Here is a 13,286-nt window from a genome sequence, read left to right on the forward strand (position 1 = left end):
CGGGCGGGCCACGCGCGGGCGGCGACGAAAACGCGGAGCACGCGCGCGGGGATCGGGAGAGCCCGCACGCGTGCCCCGCGCGAGGGGCTTCCGGCTCCCGGGCTACGCCGGGCGCACCACGCTGTGGATCGCCGAGGTGCCGTCGTAGTAGATCGACTCCTCGCGGACGTACGCTCCCGGCTTCGGCGCGTGGATCATCATGCCGTCGCCGATGTACATGCCGACGTGGCTGATGTCGTCGTAGAAGAAGACCAGGTCGCCGGGCCGGGCGTCGGCGAGGGAGACCGTCGTGCCGGCGTTCACCTGGTCGTAGGTGACGCGGGGGAGGCTGACGCCGGCGGCCTTCCAGGCGGCCTGGGTCAGGCCCGAGCAGTCGTAGGAGTCCGGGCCGGTGGCGCCCCAGACGTACGGCTTGCCTACCTGCGCGCGGGCGAACGCGAGCGCCTCGGCCGCCTTCGACGAGGAGCCCGTGGCCGTCGATCCCGTCGACGACCCGGCCGTCGAGCCGGCGGCCGGGTCACCCGTGCTGTCCGACGACGGCTGCGCCTGGGCGGCCTTCTCGGCGGCGGCCTGCTGCCGCGCCAGCTCCGCCGCCTTGGCCGCGGCCTGTTCCCGCTTCTTCTTCTCGACCGCCGCCAGGCGCGCCTTTTCCTCGGAGTTCAGCTTCGACAGCAGGTCGCGGGCCTCAGAGAGCTTGTGCTGCACTTCGGCCTTGGACGTCTTGAGCGCCTTCTGCGAGGCGGTCAGCGACTCGAGGCTCGCGGTGGCCTCCGTCCGCTTCTCGGTGGTGGCGGCCTGCTCCGTGATGTAGTCGTCGACGGCCGCCTTCTGGCGGTTCGTCAGGCGGCTCATCAACTGGGTCTGGTCGAAGTAGTCCTGGGGGTTGTCCGCGAGCAGCAGGGTCGCGGTGTCGGGCGCGGCGGCCCCGGTGCGGTACTGCGCCGCGGCGAACGATCCCAGTTCTTCGCGCGCGGTGTTGAGCTTCTCTGTGCGCTGGGCGACGTCGTCGAGCAGGGTGTCGACGCGCTCGCGCTGCTTGGCGGTCTTCTCCCGGTTCGCGTTGTACTTGTCGGTGGCGGTCTCGGCCTGGTGGTAGAGGTCGTCGACCTTCTTCGAGACCGCTTCGATGCTGGGCCGGGGCTCGGCCGAGGGTGCGGCGTTGGCGGTCTGGGAGAGCAGGGCCACGGAGGTGAGGGCCGCCGTGGCGAGGGCGGGGGTCCGTATGCCTGCGATGCGCGCACCGGTGGGACGCGCCTTGCGGTGTGACGCCAAGAGAGGCGACTCCTTCCGTCATCCGCCTGCCGAGTTAGCTGTCGGGTTCGGGCGGGAGGTTCCGGAAGGCTGCCCTACGGTCCGTGCCCCACAAGGCGGTTGGACCGATTCACCCCAAAATCGGTGGGTCCCCGGCTCCAGGGCCTCGCGGCGCACCGGATTGGGCGGAGGCCGCCCGGCCCGGCGGTGTTCGCCGGATGCGGTCGAGCGGCCTTCGAGCACGCTAGCCAACCGGTGTGGCCCGTGTGAAGGTTGATGCCCGATACGTCCGATACATTTTCGTGACCATTGCCGCGCGCGCCGCCGGAAGCGGCCCGAAGACCCATCGGCGCGTGCGCCGCCGGAAGCGGCCCGCCGACCCATCGGCCGGCTCCATCGCTCGGCCCCATCCCGCTCCGGATGACGCGGCCGGGCGTCGCGGCGACCGCTCGTCGGTCGGGTCGCGGCTCGGGACGGCCCGCCGCGCCGGCCCCGCGCCGGGTGACCGGACCGTCGCGCGCCGTCACGGACGGTGAGGTGTCGGCGGGCGAAGCCGTGAGCACCTGGTGTCCGCCGTGTGCCTGGTCACGACTTCGGGCCGAGTTCTCGGGGTGGCGGCGGGCTGTCAGTGGGGCGGCCTAGACTCGGAGAGCGATGAGCAGCCTCTTTGACGACAGCTTCCTGGCGAACCTCAAGCCCTCCGCGGCCCACGAGGACGAACACCCGCCGCCGCCCGAGGACGATCACGTACCGGAGCCGGTTCCGGACGATCTGTTCGGCGGGAAGTTCGACCTGCCGCCGAGCCGGGACGCTTACTACCGCGACGGCGCGCCCCGGCCCGCCGTGGACCCCGCGGCCCTGCTGGACGGACTGAACGAGAACCAGCGCGCGGCCGTGGTCCACTCGGGCTCCCCGCTGCTCATCGTGGCCGGCGCGGGCTCGGGCAAGACCCGCGTCCTCACGCACCGGATCGCGCATCTGCTCGGCGAGCGGAACGTCCACCCCGGCCAGATCCTCGCGATCACCTTCACCAACAAGGCCGCCGGCGAGATGAAGGAGCGCGTCGAGGCCCTCGTGGGCCCCCGCGCCAACGCGATGTGGGTCATGACCTTCCACAGCGCCTGCGTCCGCATCCTGCGCCGCGAGAGCAAGACGCTCGGCTTCACCTCGTCGTTCTCGATCTACGACGCCGCCGACTCCAAGAGGCTGATGGCGCTCGTCTGCCGTGATCTCGACCTCGACCCCAAGAAGTTCCCGCCGAAGTCGTTCAGCGCCAAGATCTCGAACCTGAAGAACGAGCTGATCGACGAGGAGGACTTCGCCGCTCAGGCAGCGGACGGCTTCGAGAAGACCCTCGCCCAGGCGTACGCGATGTACCAGTCGAGGCTGCGCGAGGCCAACGCGCTCGACTTCGACGACCTGATCATGACCACGGTCAACCTGCTGCGCGCCTTCCCGGACGTCGCCGAGCACTACCGCCGCCGCTTCCGGCACGTCCTGGTGGACGAGTACCAGGACACCAACCACGCGCAGTACGCCCTCGTCCGGGAACTCGTGGGGACCTCCGAGCACCCCGTGGACGTACCGCCCAGCGAGTTCGACCTGGCGCCCGCCGAGCTGTGCGTCGTGGGTGACGCGGACCAGTCGATCTACGCCTTCCGCGGCGCGACCATCCGCAACATCCTCCAGTTCGAGGAGGACTACCCGAACGCGACGACGATCCTCCTGGAGCAGAACTACCGCTCCACGCAGACGATCCTGACCGCCGCCAACGCGGTCATCGAGCGCAACGAGTCCCGCCGCCCCAAGAACCTGTGGACCAACGCGGGCGCCGGCTCGAACATCACGGGCTACGTCGCGGACACCGAGCACGACGAGGCCCAGTTCGTCGCCGACGAGATAGACCGTCTCACCGACGCGGGCGACGCGAGGGCCGGAGACGTCGCGGTCTTCTACCGCACGAACGCCCAGTCCCGTGTCTTCGAAGAGGTCTTCATCCGTGTCGGCCTGCCGTACAAGGTCGTCGGCGGTGTCCGCTTCTACGAGCGCAAGGAGGTCCGGGACGTCCTGGCGTACCTGAGGGTGCTGGCCAACCCCGAGGACTCGGTCCCCATGCGCCGCATCCTGAACGTGCCCAAGCGCGGCATCGGCGACCGTGCCGAGGCGATGATCGACGCCCTCGCGCAACGCGAGAAGATCAGTTTCCCGCAGGCACTGCGCCGCGTCGACGAGGCCTACGGCATGGCCGCGCGCTCCACCAACGCGGTCAAGCGGTTCAACACGCTCATGGAAGACCTCCGTACGATCGTCGAGTCCGGCGCGGGCCCGGCCACCATTCTTCAGGCGGTCTTCGAACGCACCGGTTATCTCGCCGAGTTGCAGGCCTCGACCGACCCGCAGGACGAGACCCGGATCGAGAACCTTCAGGAACTCGCCGCCGTCGCCCTGGAGTTCGAGCAGGAGACGGGTGAGGGCGAGACTCCGGCCGGACTCTCCGCGTTCCTGGAACGGGTCGCGCTCGTCGCCGACTCCGACCAGATCCCGGACGAGGAGGACGGCAACGGCGTCATCACCCTGATGACCCTCCACACCGCCAAGGGCCTCGAGTTCCCCGTGGTCTTCCTGACCGGCATGGAGGACGGCGTCTTCCCGCACATGCGCGCGCTCGGACAGGTCAAGGAGCTGGAGGAGGAGCGGCGCCTGGCGTACGTCGGCATCACCCGCGCGCGGGAGCGGCTCTACCTCACCCGGTCCTCGATGCGCAGTGCGTGGGGCCAGCCCTCGTACAACCCGCCCTCCCGCTTCCTGGAGGAGATCCCGGCGACCCATCTGGACTGGAAGCGCACGGGAGCGACGGCTCCCCGGCCCGCGGGTCCCGTCTCCGGTGTCGCCGCCTCCCTCTCGTCCTCGCGTTCGCGGTCCGCGGCCTCGGGTGCCTCCGGGTTCGCCACCCGCCGCGGTGCCACCGAGAAGCCGGTGGTCGCGCTGGCCGTCGGGGACCGGGTCACGCACGACCAGTTCGGCCTCGGCACCGTCGTCGGGGTGAAGGGGACGGGCGCGAACGCGGAGGCGACGGTCGACTTCGGAGAGCCCAAGCCGAAGCGGTTGCTGCTGCGGTACGCGCCGGTGGAGAAGCTGTAGTCCGCGACACCGTTCGCAGGGGTCCTCGGCCGTCCGGAGACGGGTGGCCGGGGGCCGCGGGCACCGGGTTCTCGTCAGGGGTCACGCGGCGGCCGGGATTCTGACCGGGCCGGGATCCGGGTTCTTACGTGGGGTCCAGGCCGTGGCTGCGCAGCCACGGCAGCGGGTCGATCGCCGAACCGCCGGCCGGGCGGACCTCGAAGTGCAGGTGCGGGCCGGTCGAGTTGCCGGAGTTCCCCGAGAAGGCGATCTGATCACCGGCCTTGATGGCGGTGCCGGAGGCGACCTTGTACGTGGAGAGGTGGCAGTACCACGTCTCCGTGCCGTCCATCGCGGTCACGATCATCATGTTGCCGTACGCGCTGTTCCACTGCGTCCGGACGGTCCCGTCGGTCGCGGCCATCACCGGCGTCCCGTACGAGACGGGGAAGTCGATGCCCGTGTGCACGGACATCCAGTTGACGCCGGCCTGGCCGAAGTAGGCGCTGAGGCCCTGCTGTGTCACGGGGAGGGCGAACTTCGGACGCAGCCGCTCCTTGCGGGCCGCCTCCTCCGCCGCCTTCTTCTTCTCCGTCGCCTGCTGCGCCTTGAGGTCGATACGTTCCTGCGTGCGGCTCGCCCGGTCGGCGAAGTCGTCCGCACCGGCGGACAGACTCTGGAGCTGGGTGTCCAGCTTGACGTTGGCGGCCGACGGCTTCACCGAGGTCACGTCGGGAGCGCTGGCCGTGGTGTCCTTGGAGTCGTCCCCTCCGAGGCCGCCGACACCGCCCACGGAGGCGGCGGCGATCCCCGCGACGCCCATGACACAGGCCGAGGGCACCGCGACGGTCAGCAGAGCGGAACGTTTCGCGGGGCTGCGGCGCCGGGCACGCGAACCACTCCGTGTCGCGGGATGCCGGACCGGGGTGATCTCCTCCTGGTCCTCCAGCAGCGGCCGCTCGCGACCCTCGTCGTACGGGTCGTGGTCGTCGTAGCCCTCGTCGGGTCGGTCCGTGTCCGCGAAGTCCTCGGCCGTCTCGAACTCGGCCCCGTTCCCGTCCGTGTCGATCCGGCCGTGGACCGTCTGGTCGAAGGTCGCGGTCGCCTGCTGGTCGAAGGGCACCGCGTCCGCCGCGTCGGACGCCCCCTCGTACGTCATGTCGAGCCGCGTCGGCTCATGGTCGTACGACGTGGACTCCGGCCCCGGCTGGTCGTACGGCCCCGTCCCCGAGTGCTCGTACGTCTCGGCCCGCGGGTGCTCGTAGGCCTGGTACGTGCCCTGGTCGCCGGCGCTGTTCCACTGCGTGGCGTCGTACGCGCCCGTCTCCTGCGTCGGCACCGTCCACTGCTGGGTGCCGTCGAGCGGCTGCTCGGGCTGGACCCAGGCGCTCGCGTCCCACTGGCCCGAGGCGTCGGGGCCGGGATGCTGCGCGGGGATGTCGGCGAGCTGCTGGTAGCCGTTCGTCCAGGCCGTCGTGTTGTGGGCGCCGGTGTCGTAGCCGGTGTGCTGCGCCGCGTAGGGGTCGTAGCCCATCGGCTGCTGGACTCCCGCGTTCCACTGCGTGGCGTCGTACGAGCCGGTGCCGGTCCCGCCCGGCATGGTGCCGAAGAGCGGGTCGCCGGCGAAGTCCGAGCCGCCGTAGGCGCCCATGGCGGGCGCGCCCGAGCCGAAGGCCGTGGCGGAGTGGTCGCCGTACGCGGTGAAGTCGCCGCCGTACTGGGCTTCTTGCGCGCCGTAGGACGCGTAGGACGCCGAGGCGGCGTCGGAAGCCGGGGCCGGGGGAGTCGCGATCCCCGACGGGTGACGGTCGTTCACCAACTTCTCTTTCGCCTCGACAACAGGGGCTGGCAGAGCAGTGCGGTGACTGTACCCGGCGGTATGCGGGCGCGACAATCTTCGGCAGGTTTCCCCTTCGCAGGAAACGGGCATTCGGCCGTGTTTCGGGGGAGGGTGGGCAAGGCCTTGGCCTGGCGTTCGATAAGCGTTCGAGGAATTCCGCCCACGGGAAGGCCGTCGGGCGGCCGTCAGCCCTCCCGACGGCCGACCTCGGACCGCTTCGCGTCCCCTCGGAACCCTTCCGCGCCGCCTCGGATTCCTTCCGCGCCGTTCCGGACTGCTTCCGGGCCGCTCCACGTCACCGTGAGGCCGCCCGTCACGCCATCGTCATGCCACCGTGAGGCCGCCGCTGCGGGCCACGGCGCGGGGGCCGGACATCTCGATGTCGAGTGCCTGCCGGATGCCGGTCGCGACGGCCGGATGCACCGGCAGCGCGAGATGGCCGACACCGCTCACGCGGACGTTCTGGGCGAGCAGGTCGGGGTGTTCGACGCAGGCCGTCTCCAGCGGGTCCATCAGATGGTCGAGATCGCTCCAGAAGCTGACGAACTGAGTACGGCAGCCCGGGGCGGGGCCGGTCAGTTCCTCGATCACGGGGGAACCGGGCCGCATCTGCCGGACGATCGGGTGCGCGTTCATCAGCGGCGCGACGCGGGTGCCCGAGTGCGGGGTGCCGAGCGTGACGAGGGTGCGGACGTGGGTGTCACCGCCGAGGCACTGCACGTAGTAGCGCGCGATCAGCCCGCCGAGGCTGTGCCCGACGATGTCCACGCGGTCATGTCCCGTGCGCTCGCAGATCTCCTCGATGTGCCGGCCCAGAAGTTCCGCCGCCGTACGGATGTCGCACGTCAGCGGCGAGTAGTTCAGGGACTCGATGTGCTGCCTGCCGTGCTGGGCGAGGTTGCGGCGCAGCAGGACGAAGACGGAGCGGTTGTCGATGAAGCCGTGCAGCAGGACGACCGGGGGCCTGGCCTCGGTGGGCAGCGTGGCGGCCACGTCGGGCGGGGTGAGCGGGTGTCCGGTACGGCGTTCCTGCGTGATGCCGGAGGGATAGAGGAGGAGGTGCCCGGCGAGGATCGCGAGCTCCAGTGCCGTGGCCTTCAGCAGGGCCACCGAGAGCCCGGCCAGTTTCGTCGGAAACAGGCGCTGGCACAGGGGGAGAAAGGGCGACGCAGCCTCGGTCACCTTCATGGCCGACCTCCAGTCGGCACGCGGGAGGACCACTCCGTCCCCCGTGTGCCCTAGTGGAAAGCCGTGAGGTCGGCGACGGCGGCGGCCCACGACACGTCCCCGGGGTGTGAGACCGGTGACGCTGCGGAGTGCTCGGCGAAGGGCGCGGTATACGACGCCGACCCCGGCTCCCCGACCGTCCGCCGGGCTGGGTGCGCCGGCTTCGTGTCGTGGCGTGGAGTCGCCCTCGTGTTCCCGCGGTCCTGCTGCCCGGCCTCGCTCCCCGCTGTCGTGCCGTCGCCGATGTGCCCCGGCACCACGCCGTCCCGCTGACGACGCGATGCGCGGCCACCTGGTCGCGGCTCTTCTTGCGCCCGTTCCGGCCGAGGCCCGTACGCCGCAGATCCCTGCGGCGCCAGTGCCGCGGTACGGAGCCGTGCGCGGCGAACTTGTCCCAGTGTGTGATTTCCCCCTCGGTCTCCACCGCGAAACTGCCGGTTGCGGGATGCTGGCGATAACGTTCGTTCACTTCCCGGGCCGAAAGGGCTCGGGACGCCTGTGCCGCTTGGCGCGATCGGTGATCCGGAGTGATCCGGCGTGGCGAGCGGAAAACTGAGCGATATGTGTCGATGGTCAGTACTCGGCACGGTCGACGGACGCCTGTTGGTGACAACGGGTAGTCAATACTGGTCAATCGGTGAATCAACCGCTGAATCAATCGGTGAATCTCCGACCAGTTGTCGGTCGTGGTCCGGTGGTGGTCGTCGCGGCATGTGTCGCCAGTCGTCGTCGGTGCAGGTTGAAGTAGTCCGTTCATGGAGGCAGTGATGGGTGTGGCAGCCGGTCCGATCCGCGTGGTGGTGGCCAAGCCGGGGCTCGACGGCCACGATCGTGGGGCCAAGGTGATCGCGCGGGCGCTGCGCGACGCCGGTATGGAGGTCATCTACACCGGGCTTCATCAGACCCCCGAGCAGATCGTCGACACCGCGATCCAGGAGGACGCCGACGCGATCGGCCTGTCCATCCTGTCCGGCGCCCACAACACGCTCTTCGCGGCCGTCATCGCCCTCCTGAAGGAGCGCGAGGCCGAGGACATCAAGGTCTTCGGCGGCGGCATCATCCCCGAGGCGGACATCGCCCCCCTCAAGGAGAAGGGCGTCGCCGAGATCTTCACCCCGGGCGCGACGACGGTGTCGATCGTGGACTGGGTCCGCGCGAACGTCAGGCAGCCGGCCGGCGCGTGACCGGGCGCCTGCGCCCTGCCGGGTGACCACCGGACGCCGACATCGACGCGGGCCCACGTAACCGCGCGGCGCCCGCGCCGCGTCCTGTGTGACCGTCGGGTGCCCGGGCCAGGCCGCGTGACGGCCGGGCGCCCGCACCGACGCCGGCCCCGGTGACCGCTTGGCGCCCGCTCCGCCCGCGTGACCGCCGGATGCCCGCGCCTGCGTCGGCCCGCATGGCCGCCGACACCCGCGCCGCGTCCCGCGGTGACCCCCGGGTGTCCGCGGGACGCGGCGCGGACACTTTGACCTTCGACATCTCCGGCGCCGGATCGGTTCGGCGCCGGGGAGTCTCGGCTTCGCCGGGTTCTCCGAGGTTCTTGGCGAGGCACGGTCAGGGAGGCGTGAGTTCGGCGGACATGGTTGCTCTCAGGCGCAGGGTCGTCACGAGTCGCTGGAAGGCCTCGGCCCAGTAGTCCCCGGACCCCGGCGCCGTGTGCTCCGACTCGTCGGGGACCGAGGTGAGGCCTTCGAGCCGCCCCGCCTCCGCCGGGTCGAGGCAGCGCTCGGCCAGCCCCATCACCCCGCTGAAGCTCCACGGGAAGCTCCCCGCGTCTCGCGCGATGTCGAGCGCGTCCACCACCGCCCGCCCCAGGCCCCCCGCCCAGGGCACCGCGCACACCCCGAGTAGTTGGAACGCCTCGGACAGACCGTGCGTACCGATGAACCCGGCCACCCAGTCGGCCCGCTCCCCGGCGCCCAGCGTGGCGAGCAGCTTGGACCGCTCGGCCAGTGACACCGCCCCCGGCCCCCCGGCCTCCGGAGCGGAGGGCGGCCCCAGGAGGGCCCTCGACCACGCGGGATCGCGCTGCCGCACCGCCGCCCGGCACCACGCCGCGTGCAGTTCCCCCTGCCAGCCGTCCGCGACGGGCAGGGCCACCACCTCCTCCGGCGAACGGCCGCCGAGCCGGTCGACCCAGACCGAGAGGGGTGCCGCCTCGACGAGCTGGCCCAGCCACCAGGACCGTTCACCACGACGGGCCGGGGGTTTGGGCGCCACCCCGTCCCGCTCCATCGCCGCGTCGCACTCGTGCGGCGCCTCGACCGTGATCACCGGGGTCTCCCCCGTATGGTCGACGGCCACGCACGAGGCGGCCCTGTCCGCCATCCTCGCGGCGAGCGCGGACCCGGGCAGGGCGGACAGCAGCTCGGCCGCCGTCGCCCGCACATTGCGGCTGCGGTCGGCCAGCGCCCCTTCGAGGAACGCCTCGTCCTCGGCGCACAGCCCGGACCGGAGGGAGTCGAGGAACATCAGCCGGTCCTCGGCCCGCTCCGTCGCCCAGGTCGCGACGAGCAGGGCGCGTCCGGCGGCCGGGTCCTTGGCCCGTACCGCCGCCAGCAGCGCGACCCGCTCCGCGAACAGCCCCTCCTGCCACAGCCGTTGTATCTCGTCGGCCGCCTCCGGCAGGGTGGTGGCGCCGCCCGACGAGGTGCGTAGCGCGAACCGCCACTCGGGGTTCAGCCCGGCCAGCCACAGCGCCCGCGGCCCGGCGAAGGCGAGGGCGGCCGGCCGCAGGTCCGTGCGCCCCCGGGCCGCGTCGAGAAGCGCCGGAAGAGCCCCCGGGGGTGCGGCGAAACCGCGTGCGTTGGCCAGGGCCAGCCACTGGGGCAGCAGCTCGACGAGGTCGGGCGCCGCGCCCCTGCGGCCGCCGCCTCCCGTGCCGGGGCGGTCCGCCAGCAGGGTCGAAAGCCTCCGGGCCGCGGCGGGCGGCAGCGGGGTCCGCGGGTCCGGCGCCGCGGGCTCCGGACGGGCCGCCGCCCGCGCCGGCCGCACCCCTGCCCTCCGCCGCACGGTCTCCACGGCCGCCGCGTCCAGCAGCGCCACCGGAGCCTGCCGCCCGGGCAGTTGTCCCGGCAGCGCGCGCCGCTCCGTGCCGAGCAGCGCCACGGTGACGAGCTCCTCCCAGGAACCGCCGACGGGCGTGCCCGCCGAAGCCGGAGTGGTGGTCATGAGCGTCCTTTCCGTACGAAGGTCAGCACAGCGGTACCGCCTCGCCCTCGCCCTGCGGCCAAGCCGTCAGCGGAGTGAAGCCGCGGTGGCCGCACTCGCCGAAGACCGTGACAGGCGCGCCGCCGGACAGGGCGACCAGGCGCCACAGTTCGGGCCGGGACCGGGAGGCGGGGCTGAGCGGGAGGGCCGACTCGCCGTCGGCGTCGGCGAGTTGCCACGCGTCGCCGTCCGGGGTCGGGATCACCCGCTCCAGGGTGACGGGGCAGGAGTCCAGCCACGGGTCGGCGCGCAGCGCTTCTCCGTAACGGGCGGCGGCCTCGGGTGTGGTCAGCCCCTTCGGCCGTATCGCCGCGGGTGCCGGGGCGGTGAACCGCTCGCCCAGCGCCGCCCGCGGTTGGCCGGCGCCCGGGTACGCGGACAGGTCCGCCTCGAAGGCCAGCCCCACCGGAAGCGCCAGTTCGGGTGCCCGGCCCGCCGCGCCGTAGGAGAGGAGCAGGGCCGTGCGGCCGGACTCGGCGCCGTACAGCCAGATCCTGCGGGTCGTCAGCCGGGCGTCCGCCGTGTCGTACTGCGCGAGAACCAGCCAGCGGTCACGCACCGGCGGGCCGTCCGCGGAGCCGGGCAGCCCGACGCGGGAACGGACCGTCGCGGCCAGGTCGTCCGGCAGCCGCTCGCGCCGCAGCCAGCCCTGGTCGAGCAGATGCAGCAGCGCGCACTCCTCAAGCAGCCGTACGGGCCAGCCCGGTCCCGAGGACGGGATCGCCCCCAACTCCCGCACACGCGCCGCCAGACCGGGTGCCTGCGCGTCGACCATCCGGGCCGCCGTCTCCTCCCACATCCCGTACCCCGCGCGCTCGGCGGAGGCGAGGCCGCCGCGCAGCAGGTCCGCCAGTCGCTGCTCCAGCTCGGCCGCCCCCGCGGTGATCCGCTCCGCCCTGCGTTCGGCCCTGCGCCGGGCCGCCTCGGGATCACCCGGCGAGGCGGCTCCAGATCCCCCGCCCGGCGAGCTCCTGCTCTCCGCGCGCCGGCGTCTGCCCTCCAGCCACTGCTCGGCCCAGTCCGGCGCCTGCGCGGACGGCACCGCTCCGTCCGCGCCCGCCCAGAGCAGCAGCAGCCCCAGCGCGTGCTTGCACGGGAACTTCCGGCTCGGACAACTGCACTTGTAAGCGGGACCCGCCGAGTCCGCGATGTCCACGACCGTCTGATACGGCTTGCTGCCGCTTCCCCTGCACAGTCCCCATACCGTCCCCTCCTCCGTACTGCCCGCCTCGGACCACGGTCCGGCCGCGCCGAGTTTGCTCCCCGCCTTGCGTGACGCGGCGTCAGGCGCCAGTGCCAGCACCTGATCCGCCGTCCAGCGCACCGCCTGCTGTGTCATGCGATCGAAGGTAGGACCCACCACTGACAATCGATCCTCGCGAGCGCATTTGTGCAGGTCAGGACGCATTGTCAGTGGCGTGGTGCACGGTGGAACCAGATCCGAACCGGCCGAGCTGGAGGGGGACCGAGGCATGTCCGTGTCCGTTGAACCGACGTCCGTTGACGCACCCGCGGGAGAGAAGGAGGCGAGCCGGCCGAGCGAGCCGCTGCGGCCGCACGCCGAGCACGCCTTCGCCGCCGAACTCGCCGCGCTCGCGGCGCAGGACGACCGGCCCCGCCCCGAGCGCTGGCTGCTGTCGCCCTGGGCCGTGGCCACCTATCTGCTGGGCGGCACCCTGCCGGACGGCACCGTGATCACTCCCAAATACGTGGGGCCGCGCCGCATCGTCGAGGTCGCCGTCACGACGCTCGCCACCGACCGCGCCCTGCTCCTGCTCGGGGTGCCCGGCACCGCGAAGACGTGGGTGTCCGAGCATCTGGCGGCCGCGGTCAGCGGCGATTCCACCCTGCTCGTGCAGGGCACGGCCGGCACACCGGAGGAAGCCATCCGGTACGGCTGGAACTACGCGCAGTTGCTCGCGCACGGGCCCAGCCGGGACGCGCTCGTGCCGAGCCCCGTCATGCGTGCCATGGCCGAGGGCATGACCGCCCGTGTCGAGGAACTGACGCGCGTGCCCGCCGACGTGCAGGACAGCCTGATCACGATCCTCTCCGAGAAGACCCTGCCGATACCGGAATTGGGTCAGGAGGTGCAGGCCGTCCGCGGGTTCAACCTCATCGCCACGGCCAACGACCGCGACCGAGGGGTCAACGAACTCTCCAGCGCCCTGCGCCGCCGTTTCAACACGGTCGTGCTGCCGCTGCCGGAGAGCGCCGACGCCGAGGTCGACATCGTCTCGCGCAGGGTCGACCAGATCGGCCGCTCCCTCGACCTGCCCGCCGTGCCCGACGGCGTCGACGAGATCCGCCGTGTCGTCACCGTCTTCCGGGAACTGCGCGACGGGATCACGGCCGACGGCCGGACGAAACTGAAGTCGCCCAGCGGCACGCTGTCCACGGCCGAGGCGATCTCCGTCGTCACCAACGGCCTCGCTCTGGCGGCCCACTTCGGCGACGGCGTTCTCCGGGCGGGCGACGTCGCCGCCGGCATCCTCGGCGCCGTCGTGCGCGACCCGGCCGCCGACCGCGTCATCTGGCAGGAGTATCTGGAAGCGGTCGTCCGTGAGCGGGACGGCTGGAAGGACTTCTACCGCGCCTGCCGCGAGGTGAGCGCGTGAGTGCCGAACGGGAAGCC

General features: G+C 72.1%; 8 protein-coding genes and 1 riboswitch. Of the genes, 3 read left to right on the plus strand and 5 right to left on the minus strand.

Annotation, left to right across the window (positions count from 1 at the left end; all coding sequences use genetic code 11):
* Positions 1 to 102: 102 nt before the first annotated feature.
* Entirely contained in the window at positions 103 to 1,272 is a 1,170-nt protein-coding gene (locus ACIQ7M_RS14640; RefSeq protein WP_403643706.1) for an NlpC/P60 family protein, read from the minus strand.
* 7 nt (positions 1,273 to 1,279) lie between these two features.
* A riboswitch (cyclic di-AMP (ydaO/yuaA leader) is annotated at positions 1,280 to 1,449 on the minus strand.
* A 456-nt stretch (positions 1,450 to 1,905) separates the two neighbouring features.
* Here ACIQ7M_RS14640 and pcrA point away from each other — a divergent pair.
* Positions 1,906 to 4,392 (plus strand): DNA helicase PcrA, encoded by a 2,487-nt coding sequence (gene pcrA / locus ACIQ7M_RS14645; RefSeq protein ID WP_403643709.1) that lies wholly within the window; start codon positions 1,906 to 1,908, stop codon positions 4,390 to 4,392.
* Between the two features lie 124 nt (positions 4,393 to 4,516).
* Here the strand turns inward: pcrA and ACIQ7M_RS14650 are convergent, their stop codons facing one another.
* Together ACIQ7M_RS14650 and ACIQ7M_RS14655 are read right to left on the minus strand one after the other, a co-directional pair.
* The gene (locus ACIQ7M_RS14650; protein WP_403643712.1) at positions 4,517 to 6,301 is read right to left on the minus strand and encodes a M23 family metallopeptidase; all 1,785 of its coding nucleotides are present in this window, start codon (positions 6,299 to 6,301) and stop codon (positions 4,517 to 4,519) included.
* Between the two features lie 234 nt (positions 6,302 to 6,535).
* A complete protein-coding gene (locus tag ACIQ7M_RS14655) occupies positions 6,536 to 7,399 on the minus strand; it encodes an alpha/beta fold hydrolase (protein WP_355766729.1) in 864 nt (287 codons plus the stop codon).
* A gap of 806 nt (positions 7,400 to 8,205) precedes the next feature.
* Between ACIQ7M_RS14655 and ACIQ7M_RS14660 the strand changes: the two genes are divergently transcribed.
* Positions 8,206 to 8,622: a cobalamin B12-binding domain-containing protein gene (locus ACIQ7M_RS14660; protein WP_037626795.1), complete on the plus strand. Its 417-nt coding sequence runs from the start codon at positions 8,206 to 8,208 to the stop codon at positions 8,620 to 8,622.
* Between the two features lie 373 nt (positions 8,623 to 8,995).
* Here the strand turns inward: ACIQ7M_RS14660 and ACIQ7M_RS14665 are convergent, their stop codons facing one another.
* Together ACIQ7M_RS14665 and ACIQ7M_RS14670 are read right to left on the minus strand one after the other, a co-directional pair.
* Entirely contained in the window at positions 8,996 to 10,612 is a 1,617-nt protein-coding gene (locus tag ACIQ7M_RS14665; protein ID WP_403643716.1) for a DUF5691 domain-containing protein, read from the minus strand.
* A 22-nt stretch (positions 10,613 to 10,634) separates the two neighbouring features.
* The gene (locus tag ACIQ7M_RS14670) at positions 10,635 to 11,990 is read right to left on the minus strand and encodes an SWIM zinc finger family protein (RefSeq protein WP_403643719.1); all 1,356 of its coding nucleotides are present in this window, start codon (positions 11,988 to 11,990) and stop codon (positions 10,635 to 10,637) included.
* 133 nt (positions 11,991 to 12,123) lie between these two features.
* On the opposite strand from ACIQ7M_RS14670, the gene ACIQ7M_RS14675 reads away from it, so the two are divergent.
* On the plus strand, positions 12,124 to 13,269 hold the full coding sequence (locus ACIQ7M_RS14675; protein WP_403643722.1) for an AAA family ATPase: 1,146 nt from the start codon (positions 12,124 to 12,126) through the stop codon (positions 13,267 to 13,269).
* The last annotated feature ends 17 nt before the right edge of the window (positions 13,270 to 13,286 follow it).

Origin of the sequence: Streptomyces sp. NPDC096324, assembly GCF_044763015.1 — a bacterium.
Lineage (GTDB): Bacteria > Actinomycetota > Actinomycetes > Streptomycetales > Streptomycetaceae > Streptomyces.

Coding starts and splice junctions, on each gene's coding strand:
- ACIQ7M_RS14675 (WP_403643722.1), top strand. CDS start 12,124: ATGTCCGTGTCCGTTGAACCGACGTCCGTTGACGCACCCGCGGGAGAG.
- ACIQ7M_RS14655 (WP_355766729.1), bottom strand. CDS start 7,399: ATGAAGGTGACCGAGGCTGCGTCGCCCTTTCTCCCCCTGTGCCAGCGC.
- pcrA (WP_403643709.1), top strand. CDS start 1,906: ATGAGCAGCCTCTTTGACGACAGCTTCCTGGCGAACCTCAAGCCCTCC.
- ACIQ7M_RS14650 (WP_403643712.1), bottom strand. CDS start 6,301: ATGCCCGTTTCCTGCGAAGGGGAAACCTGCCGAAGATTGTCGCGCCCG.
- ACIQ7M_RS14665 (WP_403643716.1), bottom strand. CDS start 10,612: ATGACCACCACTCCGGCTTCGGCGGGCACGCCCGTCGGCGGTTCCTGG.
- ACIQ7M_RS14670 (WP_403643719.1), bottom strand. CDS start 11,990: ATGACACAGCAGGCGGTGCGCTGGACGGCGGATCAGGTGCTGGCACTG.
- ACIQ7M_RS14660 (WP_037626795.1), top strand. CDS start 8,206: ATGGGTGTGGCAGCCGGTCCGATCCGCGTGGTGGTGGCCAAGCCGGGG.